The following is a 19,370-nucleotide window of genomic DNA, read 5'->3' as shown; positions in this document are numbered from 1 at the left end:
AAGTTAGCTTCCTTTAGCCGCAGATTCCTGTTGTCGTGGCGGGCCGTCGCGACACCCCAGCACGGAGAGCCCTATGATTGTCCTGTCACGCCTGTTTATTCATCCGGTTAAATCGATGCGCGCGCTGCAGATCTCGTATGCGCAGGTCGCGGAGAGCGGGCTGGCTTTCGATCGCCTTTTTATGCTGACTACCCCTGACGGCACCTTTATTACCGCGCGCCAGCATCCGCAGCTGGTACAGTTTATTCCGGCGCTGATGCCTGATGGGCTGTGGCTGCAGGCACCGGACGGCAGCCGCGCCGCGCTGCGTTTTGCCGATTTCCAGCCGCAGGCGGCGGAAACCGAAGTCTGGGGCAATCACTTTACCGCACGCATTGCGCCGCCGGCCATCAACGACTGGCTAAGCGGCTTCTTTCCGCGTCCGGTGCAGCTGCGCTGGGTCGGCCCGGAGATGACGCGCCGGGTGAAACGCCGTCCTGAAGTGCCGCTCGGCTTTGCCGACGGCTACCCTTTTCTGCTGGTGAATGAAGCGTCGCTCTACGATCTGCAGCAGCGCTGCGCTGCGGGCATTCGCCTTGAGCAGTTTCGCCCTAATCTGGCGGTGACCGGCGCGCGCGCCTGGGAAGAGGATAGCTGGGCGCGCGTGCGCGTCGGGGACGTCGAGTTTGAGGTGGCAAAGCCCTGCAGCCGCTGCGTTTTCACCACCATCAGCCCGGAGCGCGGCGAAAAGCATCCCGACGGCGAGCCGTTGAAAACGCTACAGGGTTTCCGCAGCGCGCAGGATGAGAGCGGCGATGTTGATTTCGGCCTCAATTTGCTGGCGTGCAACAGCGGCGTGATACGCGTCGGCGACAGGCTGGAGGTGCTGGAAACGCAGGCGCCGCGGCAGTACGGCGCAGGCAAGATAACGGAGACACTCCAGGTGGAGAGGGAGGCGGAGAGCCGCGTCACCATCAGCTATCAGGGCAGCCGCTTCAGCGGCAATAATCAGCAGGTGCTGCTTGAGCAGCTGGAAATGCAGGGCTATCGCATCCCCTACAGCTGTCGCGCAGGGCTATGCGGCAGCTGCGAGATGCGGCTGGTTTCCGGCCAGGTGAAGGCGCTGAAGCAGGATGCGGTGCGCGATGACGGCACCCTCCTCAGCTGCAGCTGCATTCCCGCCGGCGATATCGAACTCGCCTGAGGCGGCGGGCCGCTTAGCCGGCCGGGCGTAGCGCTGCGTCTGCTCAGCGTGCCACGGCTGCAGGCGATCGTGCATGATTTTAATGGCGTCGCCCAGCAGCATGGTTTTTCCGGCCACCAGCAGCTCCGGCTGGGCCAGAATACAGAGCGCCGCGCTCTCTCCCGCTTCAATCACCAGCAGGCGCGCCTCTTCGCCGTTCTCACCGAGCGTCACCGTCACCAGATCGCTTTCGCCCGGCTGCCAGTGGGCACGCGGGCAAACGCGAAAGTGCCAGCTTTTCGGCATCAGCGGCTTGAGAAACCGCCAGGCCGCCAGCGCGTTCAGCAGCAGTTCATCGCGCTGCTCTTCGCTGAGCGGCGCGGCGCGGCAGCTCTCCTGCCAGGCGAAAAACTGCGCCGCGTCGTCAACGCTGAAAACCGCGTCACGAAACGCGTCGGGCGTCAGCATTTTGCGGGGAAAACGGGAGCGAAACAGCATACCATCCGCCAGGTCGAGCATCATACGATCCTGCTCTGCGTCGAAAAACCAACGCCAGTTGTCGTCGGGTTTTATCCTCATGGTTTGCCTTACTACGGTTGAGGGTTGTGAAATCCAGGTTAATCGCCAACCTGAAGCAATAATCGATGTTCGTCAGAGACGGCAAAAATAGCGTGCGCCGTAAATAATAAATATCCTGTCAGGAACAAAGAATGTACAAAATATAAACCAGCCGGAAACAGATTAAAAGCCCCCGGCCAGATTCTTCAGGAAGGTCAGAGATGCGTCACAATCTCTTTAATCAGATCGGGGCCTTTATAAATAAAGCCGGAATAGATTTGCACCAGGGTGGCGCCCGCCGCTATTTTTTCACGCGCCGCCACCAGCGAGTCGATACCGCCGACGCCGATAATCGGCAATGCGCCCTGTAATTCAGTCGAGAGCCGGCGAATAACCTCGGTGCTGCGCAGCTGCACCGGCCGCCCGCTCAAACCGCCCGCTTCGTCGCTATATTTCATTCCGTTCACCAGCGAACGATCCAGCGTGGTATTGGTGGCGATAACGCCATCAATTTGATGGCGCACCAGGCTATCGGCAATTTGCACCAGCTCCTCTTCAGAAAGATCTGGCGCAATTTTTACCGCCACCGGCACATATTTCAGATGGCGCTTTTCCAGCAATTTCTGCTGCGCTTTTATTGCCATCAGCAGATCATCGAGCGCCTCGCCATATTGGAGTGTTCTTAATCCCGGCGTATTCGGCGAAGAAATATTCACCGCAATATATCCGGCATGCGGATAGACCTTTTCCATACAGGTCAAATAATCCTCTTTGCCCTGCTCCACCGGCGTATCTTTATTTTTACCGATATTGATGCCCAGCACGCCGTTGAAGCTGGCGCGTTTTACATTTTCGACCAGCCGATCGACGCCCAGGTTATTAAAACCCATACGATTAATAATCCCTTCCGCCTCAATCAGGCGAAACAGCCGCGGCTTGTCGTTACCCGGCTGAGGGCGCGGCGTAACCGTACCCACCTCGACAAAACCAAAGCCCATCGCGCCGAACGCATCGATGCATTCGCCGTTTTTATCCAGTCCGGCCGCCAGGCCAAGCGCATTCTTAAATGTCAGCCCCATACATTTAACGGGACGCGCCGGTAAACGCTGGCGAATCAAGCCTTCCAGCGGCGTGCCGCCGATACGGCGCAGCTGTTGCAGAGTCAGTTCATGGGCATGCTCCGCATCAAGGCGGAATAACGCTTTACGTGCGAGGGGGTAAAACATGGGCTCTCCTGAATTCCCGGTGGCAAACGGGACGTTATTATCCGGCATAACGGCGCTAAAAAGCCAGAAATGTTAAATCGTGACGCCAGTTAACCGTATAACCCGCCCGCCGCGCCCTGCTTTAGCGCAAAAACGGCTTTCTATTACCGGATAAATCATTTAAGCGTCGTCGCCCCCTCTGCCAGTATGAAGCCATAAGTTCTCAATAATATTTAACCAATAACTTATAGTTATAAGGAGCGGCTATGCGCGTTATTACTCTGGCGGGAAGCCCGCGATTCCCCTCGCGGTCCACGGCGTTATTAACCCTGTGCCAGCATGCGCTGGAGCAGCGCGGCATTGAGGTGACCCCCTGGAACATTCACAATTTTCGTCCGGAAGATCTGCTCTACGCGCGTTTCGACTCCCCCGCGCTGCTGGCGCTGAAAGAGGATTTGGCAGCGGCGGACGGCCTGATCGTCGCCACACCCATCTATAAAGCGTCGTTTTCTGGCGCGCTGAAAACGCTGTTGGACCTGCTGCCGGAGCGCGCGCTGGAGCATAAGGTGGTGCTGCCGCTGGCAACCGGCGGTACGGTGGCGCATATGCTGGCGGTAGATTACGCCCTGAAGCCGGTGCTTAATGCGCTGAAAGCGCAAGAGGTGCTGCACGGCGTCTTCGCCGACGACAGCCAGATCGCCCATTACGATCGCACGCCGGCGCTGAGCGACCTGCTCGCCAGCCGTCTCGATGATGCGCTCTCAACCTTCTATTACGCCCTGCAGCAGCGCGAAGCGCGGCTGGCGCAGGCGGTATAAGGAGAGCGCCATGAAATCTGTTGTTCGTCAGTTCATTGCCCTGTTGCTGCCCGGGCTGCTGAGTGTCAGCGCCGCGCTTCACGCCGCGCCGCAGGCGCCGGAGGCGATCCGCATCGGTTATCAGAAAGGCTCGGTCAGCATGGTGCTGGCGAAAACCCACCGCCTGCTGGAGCAGCGCTACCCCTCGACGCAGATCCGCTGGGTGGAGTTCCCCGCCGGGCCGCAGATGCTGGAGGCGCTTAACGTCGGTAGCATCGATCTCGGCAGCACCGGCGATATTCCGCCTCTTTTCGCACAGGCGGCAGGCGCCGACCTGCTGTATGTCGGCGCGGAGCCGCCCAAGCCGAAGGCGGAAGTGATTCTGGTGCCCGGCACCAGCGCGATCAAAACGGTCGCCGATCTGAAGGGCCGCAAGGTGGCGCTGCAGAAAGGCTCCAGCTCGCATAATCTGCTGCTGCGCGCGCTGCAGCAGGCGGGCCTGAGTTTCCAGGATATTCAGCCGGTCTGGCTGACCCCCGCCGACGCGCGCGCCGCGTTTCAGCAGGGCAACGTCGATGCCTGGGCCATCTGGGATCCCTACTATTCCGCCGCGCTGCAGCAGGGCAACGTGCGGGTGCTGACCGACGGCAGCGCGCTGAACCTCACCGGCTCCTTCTATCTTGCTACCCGCAGCTACGCGCAGGCCCACGGCGCTTTCATCCAGTCGGTGCTGGATATATTCAGCCAGGCGGACAGCCTGACGCAGAGCCAGCGCGCGCAAAGTACTACGCTGCTGGCGCAGAGCATGGGCCTGCCTGAAGCGGTGATCGCCAGCTATCTCGACCACCGGCCGCCGACCCATATTGCGCCGGTTAGCCAGCAGACGGCGCAGGCGCAGCAGCGCACCGCCGACCTCTTTTATCAAAATCATCTGCTTCCCGTGAAGCTCGATGTCGCCAGCCATATCTGGCGCGGCGCAACCGTTCAGTGAGTCAGGAGAACTATCATGGCGTTATCCGTATTCTGGTTTTTACCCACCCACGGCGACGGTCACTATCTGGGCACAGCGGAAGGCGCGCGTCCGGTCGATCATGGCTATTTACAGCAGATAGCGCAGGCGGCGGATCGCCTCGGCTTCGGCGGCGTGCTGATCCCGACCGGGCGCTCCTGCGAAGATGCCTGGCTGGTGGCCGCCTCGCTGATCCCGGTAACGCAGCGGCTGCGTTTTCTGGTAGCGCTGCGACCCGGCGTGATTTCGCCGACCCAGGCGGCGCGCCAGGCGGCGACGCTTGATCGCCTCTCCAACGGCCGCACGCTGTTCAACCTGGTGACCGGCGGCGATCCCGAGGAGCTGGCGGGCGACGGTGTGTTCCTCGATCACACCGAACGCTATGCCGAATCGGCCGAGTTTACCCGTATCTGGCGGCGCGTGTTGGAGGGGGAAACCGTTGATTATCAGGGCGATTATCTGCAGGTACGCGGCGCGCGACTGATGTTTAAGCCGGTGCAACAGCCGCGCCCGCCGCTCTGGTTCGGCGGCTCCTCGCCGGTGGCGCAGGATCTGGCGGCGGAGCAGGTGGATGTCTATCTCACCTGGGGCGAGACGCCGGCGCTGGTGAAAGAGAAGATTGAGCAGGTTCGCGCTAAAGCGGCGGCGCAGGGCCGAAAAGTGCGCTTCGGCATCCGTCTGCACGTTATCGTACGCGAAACCAACGCCGAAGCCTGGCAGGCCGCTGAGCGTTTAATCTCTCATCTCGATGACGAGACCATCGCCAAAGCGCAGGCGGCGCTGGCGCGCACCGACTCAGTCGGTCAGCAGCGGATGGCCGCGCTGCACAACGGCCGCCGCGACCAGCTGGAGATCAGCCCGAACCTCTGGGCCGGCGTCGGCCTGGTGCGCGGCGGCGCCGGCACGGCGCTGGTGGGCGATGGCCCAACCGTCGCCGCCAGAATGCAGGAGTACGCCGATCTCGGCATCGAAACTTTTATTCTCTCCGGCTATCCCCACCTGGAAGAGGCGTATCGCGTCGGCGAGCTGCTGTTCCCCCATCTCGACCTGGCGGTGCCTGAAGTGCCTGCACCGCGCAAGGTGCAGGCGCATGGCGAAGCGGTGGCGCACGATTTCGCGCCGCAAAAAGTCGCCCAGCGCTGAGGGGGATGACGATGAGTAAGCGTACATCGATCGCCCGGCATCCGCTGGTCCCCTGGCTGCTGCCGGTACTGCTGCTGGCGGCATGGCAGATCGCCTCACAGAGTGGATGGCTCTCCACACGTATTCTGCCTGCGCCGGAGAGCGTAGTGCTGACCTTCTGGCGCCTGAGCGCCAGCGGCGAACTGTGGCAGCACCTCGCCATCAGCAGCTGGCGCGCGCTGACCGGCTTCGCTATCGGCGGCGCCATCGGCCTGACGCTCGGCCTGATCGCCGGCGCGTCATACTGGGGCGAGCGCCTGCTGGATACTTCGGTGCAGATGCTGCGTAATATTCCGCATCTGGCGCTGATCCCGCTGGTGATTTTATGGTTCGGCATCGACGAATCGGCCAAGATTTTTCTTGTTGCCCTCGGCACCCTGTTTCCGGTCTACCTCAATACCTTTCACGGTATTCGCAATATTGATCGCGGCCTGGTGGAGATGGCGCGCAGCTACGGCCTTTCCGGCTGGCGCCTGTTTACTCAGGTGATGTTGCCCGGCGCCCTGCCCTCAATCATGGTCGGCATACGCTTCGCGTTGGGGTTAATGTGGCTGACGCTGATCGTCGCCGAGACCATTTCCGCCAACGCCGGCATCGGCTATCTGGCGATGAACGCGCGCGAGTTTCTGCAAACCGATGTGGTCGTGGTAGCGATTGTGCTTTACGCGCTACTGGGCAAGCTGGCCGACGTCAGCGCCGTACTGCTGGAGCGGCTGTGGCTGCGCTGGCATCCTGCTTATCAACAGAAGGAGGCTGCAGTATGAACCTCGTCTCAACGCCGGCGCGCCTTAACGCCGGCACCCCGGTCGGCCTGCAGGGCATCAGCAAACGCTTTGGCGATCGCGCAATTCTGCAGAACATCGATTTGCATATTCCCTCCGGCCAGTTTGTCGCCGTGGTGGGGCGCAGCGGCTGTGGCAAAAGCACCCTGCTGCGCCTGCTCGCCGGGCTGGAGTCGCCCAGCGAAGGTGCGCTGCTGGCGGGTCAGGCACCGCTTGCCAGCGCGCGCGAGGAGACGCGGCTGATGTTTCAGGACGCGCGTCTGCTGCCCTGGAAGCGGGTAATCGATAATGTCGGGCTGGGTCTGCGCGGCGACTGGCGTCCGGCGGCGATGCAGGCGCTGGAGGCGGTAAACCTTGCCGATCGCGCCGGCGAATGGCCCGCCGCGCTCTCTGGCGGTCAGCGGCAGCGCGTAGCGCTGGCGCGCGCGCTGATCCACCAGCCCGGTCTGCTGTTGCTGGACGAGCCGCTGGGGCGCTGGACGCCCTGACGCGCATTGAAATGCAGGAGCTGATTGAGAATCTCTGGCTTCAGCAAAATTTTACCGTACTGCTGGTGACCCACGACGTCAGCGAGGCGGTGGCGCTGGCCGATCGGGTATTGCTGATTGAGGAGGGAAAGATTGGGCTCGATCTGACCATCGAGCTGCCGCGTCCGCGCCGGCGCGGCTCCGCGCGTCTGGCGGAGCTGGAGGCGCAAGTGCTGGAGCGGGTGATGCAGCGCGCGCAGCCTGCGGCGGCGGAAGCGCGCTATGCCCAACGCTGAGAGCCGCGAATGGCGGGCAATAAAAAAGGGCGGCCCGGGCCGCCCTTTTTACGCATTAACGCTTGCCCGTCAGGCGTTCAGCGCTTTGCTGATTTTCTCATACAGATCGCCGGAGAGTTTCTCCAGCCCCTGCAGCTCTTCCAGCGCGCTGCGCATCATCTGCTGACGATCCGCGTCATAGCGCTTCAGGCGGATCAGCGGCTCGATCATGCGCGCCGCGACCTGCGGGTTGCGCCGGTTAAGATCGGTCAGCATCTCCACCAGGAAGCGGTAGCCGCTGCCATCTTTAGCGTGGAACGCGGCCGGGTTGGCTGAGGTGAAGGCGCCGATCAGCGAGCGGACGCGGTTCGGGTTGCCCATGCTGAAGGCGCGGTGATGCAACAGCTCGCGCACGCGCGTCAACACATCCGGTGACGGGCTGGTCGCCTGCAGCATAAACCACTTGTCCATCACCAGGCCATCCTGGTGCCAGCGCTCATCCCAGACGCGCAGCATCTCATCGCGGCACTCCAGCTGCGCCATAACCGCTGCCGTCAGCGCAGCCAGCGCGTCGGTCATGTTGTTGGCGTGCTGATACTGCGCCTGCACCAGGCGGTTGGCCAGCGCGGCATCGCCCAGCGCCAGGTAGCTCAGGCAGACGTTTTTCAGCGCGCGCTCGCCGATATCGCGATGCGCAACGCGGTATTCCGGCGTCTGGTGGGCGTTATAGACCGCCAGCCACTCGTCCGCCAGCTCGACGGCCAGCGTACGCATCAGCGCATCGCGCACCGCGGCGTTCGCTTCCGGATCGATGGTGTCGAACAGCGCGGCAATTTCGTTTTCACCCGGCAGCGTCAGGATCAGCGCCATCAGTGCCGGATCGGTTTGCTCGTCCAGCAGCACCGCGCGGAACGCGTCGGCGACATGCAGCGGCAGCGACAGCGGCTGGCCCTGCTGATAACGCGCAACGTTGAGTTTGGTATGGGTGGCAAGCAGGCTCTGCGCCGCATCCCAGCGGGCGAAATCGTTGCGGGCGTGACGCATCAGGAAGGTCAGCTGCGCGTCGCTCCAGCTGTAATCGAGCTTCACCGGCGCGGAGAACTCGCGCAGCAGCGACGGCACCGGCTGGTGATAGACCTTATCAAAAATAAAGGTCTGGAACTCTTCGGTGACGTTCAGCACATGATGCACCGTTTCGCCGTTATGCTGCAGCGGGATTGGCTCGCCTTTGTCATCATACAGCTCAATATCGAGCGGAATGTGCAGCGGCAGCTTTTCATGCTGATCGGCGGTCGGCGGCGTCGCCTGAGTAACGTGCAGCGTGTACTGCTCCAGCTCCGGGTTATAGTCGTCGCGCACGGTGATAACCGGCGTGCCGGACTGGCTGTACCAGCGGCGGAACTGCGTCAGATCGATATGCGAGGCGTCTTCCATCGCCTGCACGAAATCATCGCAGGTAGCGGCGCTGCCGTCATGGCGCTCAAAGTAGAGCTGCATGCCTTTCTGGAAATTCTCTTCGCCCAGCAGGGTATGCATCATGCGGATCACTTCCGACCCCTTCTCATACACCGTCAGGGTATAGAAGTTATTCATCTCAATCACCTGATCAGGGCGGATCGGATGCGCCATCGGGCTGGCGTCTTCGGCAAATTGTGCGCCGCGCATAATGCGTACGTTATCGATACGGTTCACCGCGCGCGAGCCGAGATCGGAGCTGAACTCCTGATCGCGGAACACCGTCAGCCCCTCTTTCAGGCTAAGCTGGAACCAGTCGCGGCAGGTGACGCGGTTGCCGGTCCAGTTATGGAAATATTCGTGGCCGATCACCGCCTCGATGCCGAGATAATCTTTATCGGTAGCGGTCTCCGCCTTGGCCAGCACATATTTGGAGTTAAAGATATTCAGCCCTTTATTCTCCATCGCGCCCATATTGAAGAAATCGACCGCGACAATCATAAAGACGTCAAGGTCATACTCCAGCCCGAAGCGCTCCTCATCCCATTTCATGCTGTTCTTCAGCGAGGTCATCGCCCAGTCGGCGCGGTCGAGGTTGCCGCGATCGACATAGATCTCCAGCGCGACGTCGCGGCCGGAACGGGTGGTGAAACTGTCACGCAGGATATCGAAATCACCGGCCACCAGCGCAAACAGGTAGCAGGGTTTAGGGAAGGGATCCTGCCATTTGATCCAGTGGCGGCCATCATCCATCTGCCCCGCTTCCAGGCGGTTGCCGTTGGAGAGCAGGAAGGGGTAGCGCGCGCGATCGGCGATCAGCGTGGTAGTGAAGCGCGCCAGCACGTCGGGACGATCCAGATACCAGGTAATGTGGCGGAAGCCTTCCGCTTCACACTGGGTGCAGAGCGCCTCGCCGGACTGATAAAGCCCTTCCAGCGCGGTGTTGGCATCGGGATGAATATCATTAACGATGGTCAGGGTGAAGCTGTCCGGCAGGTTGGTCAGCACCAGCGCGCCCTCTTCCAGACGGTAATCCTGCCACGGGCGTTCATCCACCATCAGCGAAATCAGCGTTAAATCTCCACCGTCAAGGCGCAGCGCGGCCTGACTCTCACCGAGGCGTTTCACTTTGCTGACCGCCGTGACGCGCGTGCTGCTGGCGTCAAGATTAAAGGTCAGATCGATATCGGTAATGGTGTAATCCGGCGCACGGTAGTCATGGCGGTACTTCACTTGCGGCTTTTGCGTCATACATTCTTCTCGCGTCTACAATGATTTAACCCGCTAAGTCTATTCCGGTTGCCTGCAGCTTGCCACGTCGAAACGGCGCTTTTCGCAGTTAATGCTACATCCTGTTAACAGCCATACGTTTCTCCTCGACCTTTCCCCCGTTTTATGCTGTGATTGGCTTCAATAAATCTGCTGGCAGGTTATACTTTTTGTCCTGAAGACCTGTTTACCCCTACGGAAACGCCCCGCGCGAGAGGATGCTGAAACGCACCATGACACGATACGCTTCCCCGATTTTAACCACGATGCTTGATACCGATGCCTACAAGCTTCATATGCAGCAGGCTGTATTTCATCGCTATCACAACGTGACCGTTACCGCAGAGTTCCGTTGCCGGGGCGACGATCTGTTAGGTATCTATGCCGATGAGATCCGCGCCGAGATTGCGCATATGCAACAGCTGGCGCTGAGCGATGAGGAGTACGCTTACCTCGCCGGCCGCCCCTTCTTTAAACAGGATTACCTCGACTGGCTGAAGGCGTTTCGTTATAACCCCGATCAGGTTCAGGTACGCAACCACGACGGCAAGCTCGATATTCGTATCAGCGGGCCGTGGCGCGAAGTGATCATGTGGGAAGTGCCGCTGCTGGCGCTGATCAGCGAAGTGGTGCATCGCCACCGTTCGCCGCAGGCGACGCCGGAGATGGCGGTGGAGCGCCTGCTGCAGAAAATCGACGACTTCAGGCAGGTCACGGCGGATATCGATCTGTCGCGCTTCCGCCTGATGGATTTCGGCACCCGCCGCCGTTTTTCCCGCGACGTACAGTTCGCTATCGTCAGCACTCTACAGCGCGATTTCCCGTGGCTGGTGGGCTCAAGCAACTACGATATCGCCCGCCGGCTCGACATTACGCCGGTCGGCACTCAGGCGCACGAGTGGTTCCAGGCGCATCAGCAAATCAGCCCGGTGCTGGCCAATAGCCAACGCGCGGCGCTGCAGGCCTGGCTGGATGAATATGATGATAAGCTCGGCATCGCGCTGACCGACTGCATCACCATGGACGCCTTCCTGCGCGATTTCGGTCCCGGCTTCGCCAATCGCTATCAGGGGCTGCGCCACGATTCTGGCGATCCGGTGCAGTGGGGCGAGAAAGCGCTGGCGCACTATGAAAAGCTGGATATCGATCCGCACAGCAAGACGCTGGTCTTCTCCGACAATCTGGATTTCAACAAGGCAGTCGATCTCTATCGCCATTTCGGCCAGCGCACCAATGTGGTGTTCGGCATCGGCACGCGTCTGACCTGCGATATTCCGCAGGTCAAACCGCTTAATATCGTCATCAAGCTGGTGGAGTGCAACGGCAAGCCGGTGGCGAAGCTCTCCGACAGCCCAGGCAAAACCATCTGCCACGATAAAGCCTTTGTCCGCGCCCTGCGCAAAGCCTTTGATCTGCCGCTGGTGAAAAAAGCCAGCTGATGGGTGCGTCAGCACGTTTTTTCCGCGTGCTGACGCCCTTCTCCACCCCGCCCGCCCGCTAATCGACGAAATAACCAGAAAACTTTCCGCCAGCGGCGAATTCTGCTTGTGTCCTGCCCGACGGCAAGTAACATAGATTAGCCCTAAATTCGGGGTTAACCTGTTTATTTTCGAACTAATAAAGAGAGAACTTTATGAGCGTAGTGCCTGTAGCGGACGTACTGCTCGGCCAGGTTGCGGTTGGCGATGAAGTCACCGTGCGCGGTTGGGTGCGTACCCGAAGAGATTCAAAAGCCGGTATTTCCTTTGTCGCCGTGTATGACGGCTCCTGCTTTAATCCCGTTCAGGCTGTCGTCAATAATTCTCTGCCTAATTACCAGAGCGAAGTGCTGCGTTTAACGACCGGTTGTTCCGTTATCGTTACCGGCAAAGTGGTTGAATCTCCGGGCCAGGGACAGAGTTTTGAGATTCAGGCGACTGCAATAGAAGTGGTGGGCTGGGTGGAAGATCCCGACACCTATCCGATGGCGGCGAAACGTCACAGCATCGAATATCTGCGTGAAGTGGCGCATCTGCGTCCGCGCACCAACCTGATCGGCGCCGTCGCGCGCGTGCGTCATACGCTGGCGCAGGCGCTGCATCGCTTTTTCCATGAAAATGGCTATTTCTGGGTCTCCACGCCGCTGATCACCGCTTCCGATACCGAAGGTGCCGGCGAGATGTTCCGCGTCTCCACGCTGGATATGGAAAACCTGCCGCGCGACGCACAGGGTAAAGTCGACTTCAATGAAGATTTCTTCGGCAAAGAAGCGTTCCTGACCGTATCCGGCCAGCTGAACGGCGAAACCTACGCCTGCGCGCTGTCAAAAATCTACACTTTCGGCCCCACTTTCCGCGCTGAAAACTCTAACACCAGCCGCCATCTGGCAGAGTTCTGGATGCTGGAGCCGGAAATCGCCTTCGCCTCGCTGGATGACGCCGCTGACCTGGCGGAAGCGATGCTGAAATATGTCTTTAAGGCAGTACTGGATGAGCGCGCCGATGACATGGCCTTCTTCGCCGAGCGCGTAGACAAAGAAGCGGTCAGCCGCCTGGAAAAATTCGTTACCGCCGATTTCGCGCGCGTGGATTACACCGACGCCATCGATATCCTGCTGGCCAGCGGACAGACGTTTGAGAATGCGGTTGAATGGGGTATCGACCTCTCTTCCGAACACGAACGCTATCTGGCGGAAAAACATTTCAAAGCGCCGGTGGTGGTAAAAAATTATCCGAAAGAAATTAAGGCTTTTTATATGCGCCTTAACGAAGACGGGAAGACCGTGGCGGCGATGGACGTGCTGGCGCCGGGTATCGGTGAAATCATCGGCGGCTCGCAGCGTGAAGAGCGCCTGGACGTGCTGGACCAGCGCCTCAATGAGATGGGCCTGAATAAAGAAGATTACTGGTGGTATCGCGATCTGCGCCGTTACGGCACCGTGCCCCATTCCGGCTTCGGTTTAGGTTTCGAACGTTTGATCGCTTATGTCACCGGCGTACAAAATGTAAGGGACGTTATCCCATTCCCACGTACGCCGCGCAACGCCAGTTTCTAAAATCTGGCATTAAATATAAGAAATTCATATATATACAAAGGCTGACTCTGTCAGCCTTTTTTTATTTTTGTAAATTTTGAGATATCTCACAAAGTTCCCCTGTTTTTACATTTTGTAATACATATTTTCCTATTGAAACTACTATTAGAGTTTAGTAGCATTTTCGGAGTAGAATTACCTGCCGGCGAATGGAAAGATGCCAGCAGACACAGGAAGACACCAAACTCTGATCAGGCATTTGTAAAGAATTCTTGACGGCAGTGGCAGGTGTCCAAATAACTCCAATGAGGGTAATAAAAAATGATGAAGCGCAACATTCTGGCAGTGGTTATTCCTGCTCTGTTAGCTGCCGGAGCAGCAAATGCAGCGGAAATCTATAATAAAAACGGCAATAAGCTGGATCTGTATGGTAAAGCTGTCGGTCTGCATTACTTCTCTGATGATGACGGTTACGCCAGCGACGGCGACCAGACCTATGTTCGTTTCGGCTTTAAAGGCGAAACCCAGATCAATGATCAACTGACCGGTTACGGCCAGTGGGAATATAACGTTCAGGCTAACAACTCTGAAGGCAGCAGCGACGCGCAGAACGGCAACAAAACCCGTCTGGGCTTTGCCGGTCTGAAATTCGGCGACTTCGGCTCCATCGATTACGGCCGTAACTACGGCGTCGTGTATGACGCTATCGGCTGGACCGATATGCTGCCTGAATTCGGCGGTGATTCCGGTTACTCCGATAACTTTATGAACGGCCGCAGCACCGGTCTGCTGACCTACCGTAACACTAACTTCTTTGGCCTGGTGGATGGCTGGAACTTCGCGGTTCAGTATCAGGGCAAAAACGAACGTACCGACACCCGTCGCGCCAACGGCGACGGCTGGGGCCTGTCTACCAGCTACGAAACGCCAATTGGCGTCGGTTTCGCTGCAGGCTACAGCAACAGCGACCGTACGAATTTACAATCTGCCGGCGCACGTACTACCTACACTGACAACGCGGCTGGCCTGGGCGACCGTACCGATACTACCGGCGAAGGCGCAGGTGAGCGCGCTGAGTCCTGGGCAACTGCCATCAAATATGACGCCAACAACCTCTACCTGGCGGCGATGTATGGCGAAACCCGTAACGCTACGCCGTTCTCCTACTCTCGCGCTGGTACCTTTGTTGCCACTAACGGCGTGACGTACGAAAACGCATCCACGTCTGGCTTCGTAAACAAAGCACAGAACATCGAACTGGTTGCACAGTATCAGTTCGACTTCGGTCTGCGTCCGTCTATCGCCTACGTGCAGTCTAAAGCGAAAGATGTTGAAGGCATCGGCGACGTTGACCTGGTTAAATATTTCGAAGTGGGCGCCACCTACTACTTCAACAAAAACATGTCTACCTACGTTGACTACATCATCAACCAGATTGATGACGACAACCGCCTGGGCGTGAACTCTGGCGACACCGTAGCACTGGGCCTGGTTTACCAGTTCTAAGAGCGTGTTAATGCAGAGGGTATACTCTGTATCAACGTGAAAAACGGGGCCTCTGGCCCCGTTTTTGTTTCCTTATTTTCAACGTTATATTTCGCGCGCTCTTTTTCTCGCAAACGGTTGGCATTTAAACATTCTGGCGTTAACCTGAGGCTTCATTCGCTTTTCTTGAAGCTTACGGACCTCTCATATGTTTGAAAATATTAGTGCTGCACCCGCCGACCCTATTCTTGGCTTAGCCGATCTTTTCCGCGCTGACGATCGCCCAAATAAAATAAACCTTGGCATCGGCGTTTATAAAGATGAAACCGGCCAGACGCCGGTATTAACCAGCGTTAAAAAAGCCGAGCAGTATCTGCTGGAAAACGAAACCACTAAAAATTATCTCAGCATTGATGGCCTGGCCGATTTCGCGCGCTGTACGCAGGCGCTGCTGTTTGGTCAGGATAGCGCGATCATTAGCGAAAAGCGTGCCCGCACCGCGCAAACCCCAGGCGGCACCGGCGCGCTGCGTGTCGCTGCTGACTTCCTGGCGACGCAAACCGAAGCGAAACGCATCTGGATCAGCAACCCAAGCTGGCCCAACCATAAAAATGTGTTCAGCGCGGCAGGCCTTGAGGTCTGCGAATATCACTATTATGACGCTGAAAACCACCAGCTCGATTTCGACGCCATGCTGGCCAGCCTGCGCGGCGCCAAAGCGGGCGACGTGGTACTGTTCCACGGCTGCTGCCACAACCCGACCGGTATCGACCCAACGTCAGAGCAGTGGGCACAGCTGGCGGAGCTGTCGAAAGCGAGCGGCTGGCTGCCGCTGTTCGACTTTGCCTATCAGGGCTTCGCGCGCGGTCTGGAAGAGGATGCGGAAGGCCTGCGTATCTTCGCGGCCAGCCACAGCGAACTGATCGCCGCCAGTTCTTACTCGAAAAACTTCGGTCTCTATAATGAGCGCGTAGGTGCCCTGACGCTGGTGGCTGCCGATAATGGCGTGGCCGATACCGCTTTCAGCCAGGTGAAGTACACCATTCGCGCCAACTACTCTAACCCGCCGGCTCACGGCGCGGCCGTCGTTGCCACCATTCTCGGCAACGATACGCTGCGCGCTATCTGGGAGCAGGAGCTGACCGATATGCGTCAGCGCATTCATCGTATGCGTCAGCTGTTTGTAAATACGCTGCAAGAAAAAGGCGCGAACCGCGACTTCAGCTTTATTATTCGCCAGAACGGCATGTTTTCATTTAGCGGCCTGAATAAAGATCAGGTGATTCGCCTGCGTGAGGAGTTTGGCGTGTATGCGGTTAATTCCGGGCGCGTTAACGTGGCCGGTATGACGCCAGATAATATGGCGGCGTTGTGCGAAGCGATCGTCGCAGTACTCTGAGTTTTTATCAGCAATAAAAAATGGGCCGCCTGGCCCATTTTTTTGACGCTGTCAGTTTAAGAAAGGATTACTGATGCGTTCACGCCCCAGCGTTGATATCGGCCCGTGGCCAGGAATAAAGGTAATATCATCGCCAAGCGGCAGCAGTTTAGTTTTAATCGCCTTTATCAGTGCCTGATGGTCGCCCTGTGGGAAATCGGTGCGCCCTACGCCGCCGCTAAAAATCACATCGCCGGAGATCAGCAAGCGGCCCGCGCGATCAAAAAAGACGATGTGCCCGGGGGTATGGCCGGGGCAGTGTAAGACTTCCAGCGTGGTCTCTCCGACCTCTACCGTCTCCCCCTCCTCCAGCCAGCGATCGGGCGTTAACGGGGCACATTCCGCCAGTCCAAACATCTGGCTCTGCACCGGCAAAGCATCCAGCCAGAAAGCGTCCAGTTTATGCGGCCCCACTATCGATACCTTGTAGTGCGCCGCCAGCTCTGCCGCCGCGCCAACGTGGTCAAGATGGCCGTGCGTCAGCAGTACCGCTTTAACCGTCACATTCTGCGCCGCCACCTGCTGTTTGATCAGCTGCGCATCGCCGCCCGGATCGACCAGCGCCGCCTCGCGCGTTTTGCCACACCAGATTAATGAACAGTTCTGCGCGAACGCCGTTACGGGAATAATGTGATAATCCATAATGCTCCATTATCCGCAGCCAGCCCGGCTGCGGAATAGCTCTCACTTACCAGTGCCTTACCGGCCCGGTATCAATATGCACAAAGTTACTGCTGGGGTAATATCCTACACCACCGGCGCGCATTTTCAGCGCCGCTTTGCGCACATTGCTCAGAGATATCCCTTCAATATGGAAATCCATCGCCTGACCCAGCGTGTGATAACTGTGTTTGGCGACGCCACTGCCTTTTTCACGCAGCATATTATTGGTGGAGAGCGAGCGGTAGCCGGAAATCAGCTGAACCGGCTTACGTGTCTCCAGCATTGCCTGCAGGCGATAAAGTTGATCGAACAATTTCGGGTCGATACTTTTAATTTTATTTGCCCGATAGTCGCGGAAAAAATGGTTTAACCGTGCCAGTTCATCTTTATCGTAACTTTTACCGTTAAAAAACTCGGTTTTCAGCGTTTCGCCAGTATGAAGGTTGTTAAGCATCAGGATGCGGGGGCGAGAGGTCGAAACTGAGGCAAGAGCTGAGCCAGGAAGCAGCGCAAGCCCTGCTGCCGCACCACCAAGAACCAGCAGCTTACGACGTTGGGAATCAATATTAGCCATAAAATGCGTTTACCTACAAAAAGAAAGCGAAGCGTGCAAAAAGTACACAAGCCCGCACCATAACCGCCACTTTTGTTAACGTCAAGCTACCGAATGGCAGGAATGTGAAGATAAACGGAAAAGGGAGTGAAGAGCCGGCCGCCTGATCGGGCAGGCGGGCCGGATAAAAGAACAAAAAATCAACCATTAAAGCAACAGCTGGCCCGCCTGCGCCAGAATGCGCGTCCCCGACTGAGCGGTGGTATCGTAATTGTAAATATCTGTTCGGAACTGTGTCTCGCCGTCATCAGTAACCCAGGCGGTGAGGTAGAACAGGTTGACCGGAATGCGATGACGAATAGGCACATAGCGCGTATCACCCTGCTTCAGACTGCTGGAGATGCGCACATCATTCCAGCCGGCGTCCTGCAGCAGTAGATTAGCCAGCTCCGAGGCTTTGTTTACCCGCACGCAGCCTGAACTTAGCGCGCGAATATCCTTCTGGAACAGGCCATGATTCGGCGTATCGTGCAGATAGATGGCGTCTGAACTGGGCATATTAAATTTAAAGCGGCCCAGCGAGTTAGTGGCGCCCGGTGCCTGGCGCAGCCGATACGGGAAGTTGGATGCCGACACCATACTCCAGTCAATCATGCTGGGGTCGATCACCTCCGCGTCATTGCTCCAGCCCGATAGCAGCGTATAGCCATGCTTATAAAGATAGCTGGGGTCACGCTTCACCTTGGGAATAATATCCTGGCGCACCAGCGTCGTCGGCACATTCCACGGCGGGTTCAGTACCACGTTATTCAGCGCGCTGCGCATCAACGGCGTTTTACGATCCGGACGTCCGACAATCACCCGCGACGAGAGGATTTTATTGCCGTCGGCATAGTAAACCAGCGAATAGTTAGGAATATTCACCATGATGCCGTTGCGCATATCGTCCGGCAGCAGACGCAGGCGCTGGATGTTTAACGCCAGCAGCGCGGCGCGCAGCTGCGGCGAGACGTTTAGCCACTCACGCGTGCGCGGGCCGACGGAGCCGTCCGGCTCCAGCCCCTGCCAGCGTTGAAAACGTTTTACCGCTTCGATCAGCTCAGGGCTGTAGACGTTATCACCATTGGCCGCCGGCGAGGACGCCGCAACGTTACCGGGGTTTTCCGGCGTCGCGGCAGGCAGGTCGGCCACATTTACCGCCGATGGGCTAACGGCTGCCGACTGGCTGCTCTGACTTACGGCGCGGGCGTCAGCCGGCGTTGCATCATCGTTGGGAGCAGGCGTATCGCTGCGCGCGAACATACCGGTGCGCTGCAGAATTTCTCTCAGCGCCGGCACGTCATCGCTAACCTGGCCGGGACGCAGCGTCTGCTTGTCTTTAAGCTGTGGCCAGGGATGATTGTCCGCCAGCAGCGTTTTCAGCGCTTTATGCATGCGAGCGTATTGCGGATGCTGCGGCGCCAGCGAATGCACGAAAGTCGCCAGATGCCCGGCATCGGCGGCGGAAAGCCACTGATTGGTTACCGACATTGCCGGCAGCGCCATTTTGTAAGGCACCCGGCTGTACAGCCACTCTTCGCCCTGTTTAGGCACGCTGGAGACAAACTGCAGATAGCCGAGCATGGCGTCCGACAGGATCACATCGCGCGCCAGGCCATTAATATCAGGATGCGTTAACTGCTGCACCCACTGGGTAAACTGCGGCTGCACGCCGGAAAGCGCCACTTCCGCCAGCTGCTGCTGAAACTGCTGCACCGCCTCTCTGTCCTGCCAGATCGGCTGCATATGGCGTGCAGCATAAATGGAGGCCAGCGTGCCGGTATAAAATGGCTTAACGCCCTGCGGCAATGCGGCCAGCATTTTTTGTTGCGCGTCGGCAGCGCTCATCGCGCCGCCTGCGATATGGCCCGGTACGGCGGTGATAATTGCCGCCTGAGCCGTCAACATCGGTAGCAGGCTAATGGCGACCGCCCAGGCCAGCGCTGTTCTTTTTACTGCGTTACTCTTTGCCAGCAACATCCTTGCCCCCTGCCTGTTTTTATCGACGGTGAACAAAC

General features: G+C 58.4%; 14 protein-coding genes and 2 pseudogenes. 10 read left to right on the top strand and 6 right to left on the bottom strand.

Annotated features, from left to right (window positions below; translation table 11 throughout):
• Positions 1 to 73 precede the first annotated feature (73 nt).
• On the top strand, positions 74 to 1,183 hold the full coding sequence (locus C2E15_RS07780) for a YcbX family protein (protein ID WP_104956860.1): 1,110 nt from the start codon (positions 74 to 76) through the stop codon (positions 1,181 to 1,183).
• Between the two features lie 21 nt (positions 1,184 to 1,204).
• On the opposite strand, the pseudogene C2E15_RS07775 reads toward C2E15_RS07780, so the two are convergent.
• Positions 1,205 to 1,741 (bottom strand): annotated as a pseudogene (locus tag C2E15_RS07775) (cell division protein ZapC); the annotation flags it as partial.
• 194 nt (positions 1,742 to 1,935) lie between these two features.
• A complete protein-coding gene (gene pyrD, locus C2E15_RS07770; protein ID WP_104956859.1) occupies positions 1,936 to 2,946 on the bottom strand; it encodes a quinone-dependent dihydroorotate dehydrogenase in 1,011 nt (336 codons plus the stop codon).
• A 245-nt stretch (positions 2,947 to 3,191) separates the two neighbouring features.
• On the opposite strand from pyrD, the gene ssuE reads away from it, so the two are divergent.
• The 5 genes and pseudogenes from ssuE (at position 3,192) to ssuB (ending at position 7,458) form a co-directional block, all read left to right on the top strand.
• Positions 3,192 to 3,743, top strand: a complete 552-nt coding sequence (gene ssuE, locus C2E15_RS07765) for an NADPH-dependent FMN reductase (RefSeq protein WP_104956858.1) — start codon at positions 3,192 to 3,194, stop codon at positions 3,741 to 3,743.
• A gap of 10 nt (positions 3,744 to 3,753) precedes the next feature.
• A complete protein-coding gene (locus C2E15_RS07760; RefSeq protein WP_104956857.1) occupies positions 3,754 to 4,713 on the top strand; it encodes a sulfonate ABC transporter substrate-binding protein in 960 nt (319 codons plus the stop codon).
• 15 nt (positions 4,714 to 4,728) lie between these two features.
• Positions 4,729 to 5,874 carry an FMNH2-dependent alkanesulfonate monooxygenase gene (ssuD, locus tag C2E15_RS07755; RefSeq protein ID WP_104956856.1) on the top strand — a complete coding sequence of 382 codons (1,146 nt, stop codon included), beginning with the start codon at positions 4,729 to 4,731 and terminating at the stop codon, positions 5,872 to 5,874.
• Between the two features lie 11 nt (positions 5,875 to 5,885).
• Positions 5,886 to 6,677, top strand: a complete 792-nt coding sequence (gene ssuC / locus C2E15_RS07750; RefSeq protein ID WP_104956855.1) for an aliphatic sulfonate ABC transporter permease SsuC — start codon at positions 5,886 to 5,888, stop codon at positions 6,675 to 6,677.
• Positions 6,674 to 7,458: pseudogene (gene ssuB / locus C2E15_RS07745) on the top strand (aliphatic sulfonates ABC transporter ATP-binding protein). Before ssuC ends, ssuB begins: the two are co-directional and overlap by 4 nt.
• A 69-nt stretch (positions 7,459 to 7,527) precedes the next feature.
• Here the strand turns inward: ssuB and pepN are convergent.
• Positions 7,528 to 10,143 carry an aminopeptidase N gene (pepN, locus tag C2E15_RS07740; protein WP_104956854.1) on the bottom strand — a complete coding sequence of 872 codons (2,616 nt, stop codon included), beginning with the start codon at positions 10,141 to 10,143 and terminating at the stop codon, positions 7,528 to 7,530.
• A gap of 251 nt (positions 10,144 to 10,394) precedes the next feature.
• Between pepN and pncB the strand changes: the two genes are divergently transcribed.
• The 4 genes from pncB (at position 10,395) to C2E15_RS07720 (ending at position 16,058) form a co-directional block, all read left to right on the top strand.
• On the top strand, positions 10,395 to 11,600 hold the full coding sequence (pncB, locus tag C2E15_RS07735; protein WP_167391843.1) for a nicotinate phosphoribosyltransferase: 1,206 nt from the start codon (positions 10,395 to 10,397) through the stop codon (positions 11,598 to 11,600).
• 194 nt (positions 11,601 to 11,794) lie between these two features.
• Complete coding sequence (gene asnS, locus C2E15_RS07730; RefSeq protein ID WP_104956852.1) at positions 11,795 to 13,195, top strand: asparagine--tRNA ligase; 1,401 nt, start codon at positions 11,795 to 11,797, stop codon at positions 13,193 to 13,195.
• 300 nt (positions 13,196 to 13,495) lie between these two features.
• The gene (gene ompF, locus C2E15_RS07725) at positions 13,496 to 14,680 is read left to right on the top strand and encodes a porin OmpF (RefSeq protein ID WP_281257540.1); all 1,185 of its coding nucleotides are present in this window, start codon (positions 13,496 to 13,498) and stop codon (positions 14,678 to 14,680) included.
• A gap of 187 nt (positions 14,681 to 14,867) precedes the next feature.
• The gene (locus C2E15_RS07720) at positions 14,868 to 16,058 is read left to right on the top strand and encodes an amino acid aminotransferase (RefSeq protein ID WP_104956851.1); all 1,191 of its coding nucleotides are present in this window, start codon (positions 14,868 to 14,870) and stop codon (positions 16,056 to 16,058) included.
• Positions 16,059 to 16,109: 51 nt separating this feature from the next.
• On the opposite strand, the gene C2E15_RS07715 is transcribed toward C2E15_RS07720, so the two are convergent.
• The 3 genes from C2E15_RS07715 to ldtD all read right to left on the bottom strand — a co-directional run bounded on the left by C2E15_RS07715 (position 16,110) and on the right by ldtD (position 19,332).
• Positions 16,110 to 16,739, bottom strand: coding sequence for an MBL fold metallo-hydrolase (locus C2E15_RS07715; protein WP_104956850.1), 630 nt, complete (start codon positions 16,737 to 16,739; stop codon positions 16,110 to 16,112).
• 46 nt (positions 16,740 to 16,785) lie between these two features.
• Positions 16,786 to 17,334 (bottom strand): peptidoglycan L,D-endopeptidase MepK, encoded by a 549-nt coding sequence (gene mepK, locus C2E15_RS07710; RefSeq protein ID WP_104956849.1) that lies wholly within the window; start codon positions 17,332 to 17,334, stop codon positions 16,786 to 16,788.
• A gap of 186 nt (positions 17,335 to 17,520) precedes the next feature.
• The gene (ldtD, locus tag C2E15_RS07705) at positions 17,521 to 19,332 is read right to left on the bottom strand and encodes a L,D-transpeptidase (RefSeq protein WP_104956848.1); all 1,812 of its coding nucleotides are present in this window, start codon (positions 19,330 to 19,332) and stop codon (positions 17,521 to 17,523) included.
• Positions 19,333 to 19,370: the final 38 nt, after the last annotated feature.

This window comes from Mixta gaviniae (assembly GCF_002953195.1).
Lineage (GTDB): Bacteria > Pseudomonadota > Gammaproteobacteria > Enterobacterales > Enterobacteriaceae > Mixta > Mixta gaviniae.
The sequence above is the reverse complement of the archived record's forward strand: the minus strand, read 5'-3'. Positions and strand labels throughout refer to the sequence as shown.

Coding starts and splice junctions, on each gene's coding strand:
- asnS (WP_104956852.1), top strand. CDS start 11,795: ATGAGCGTAGTGCCTGTAGCGGACGTACTGCTCGGCCAGGTTGCGGTT.
- ompF (WP_281257540.1), top strand. CDS start 13,496: ATGATGAAGCGCAACATTCTGGCAGTGGTTATTCCTGCTCTGTTAGCT.
- ssuE (WP_104956858.1), top strand. CDS start 3,192: ATGCGCGTTATTACTCTGGCGGGAAGCCCGCGATTCCCCTCGCGGTCC.
- C2E15_RS07760 (WP_104956857.1), top strand. CDS start 3,754: ATGAAATCTGTTGTTCGTCAGTTCATTGCCCTGTTGCTGCCCGGGCTG.
- ldtD (WP_104956848.1), bottom strand. CDS start 19,332: ATGTTGCTGGCAAAGAGTAACGCAGTAAAAAGAACAGCGCTGGCCTGG.
- C2E15_RS07720 (WP_104956851.1), top strand. CDS start 14,868: ATGTTTGAAAATATTAGTGCTGCACCCGCCGACCCTATTCTTGGCTTA.
- C2E15_RS07715 (WP_104956850.1), bottom strand. CDS start 16,739: ATGGATTATCACATTATTCCCGTAACGGCGTTCGCGCAGAACTGTTCA.
- pncB (WP_167391843.1), top strand. CDS start 10,395: ATGACACGATACGCTTCCCCGATTTTAACCACGATGCTTGATACCGAT.
- C2E15_RS07780 (WP_104956860.1), top strand. CDS start 74: ATGATTGTCCTGTCACGCCTGTTTATTCATCCGGTTAAATCGATGCGC.
- pepN (WP_104956854.1), bottom strand. CDS start 10,143: ATGACGCAAAAGCCGCAAGTGAAGTACCGCCATGACTACCGTGCGCCG.
- ssuD (WP_104956856.1), top strand. CDS start 4,729: ATGGCGTTATCCGTATTCTGGTTTTTACCCACCCACGGCGACGGTCAC.
- ssuC (WP_104956855.1), top strand. CDS start 5,886: ATGAGTAAGCGTACATCGATCGCCCGGCATCCGCTGGTCCCCTGGCTG.
- pyrD (WP_104956859.1), bottom strand. CDS start 2,946: ATGTTTTACCCCCTCGCACGTAAAGCGTTATTCCGCCTTGATGCGGAG.
- mepK (WP_104956849.1), bottom strand. CDS start 17,334: ATGGCTAATATTGATTCCCAACGTCGTAAGCTGCTGGTTCTTGGTGGT.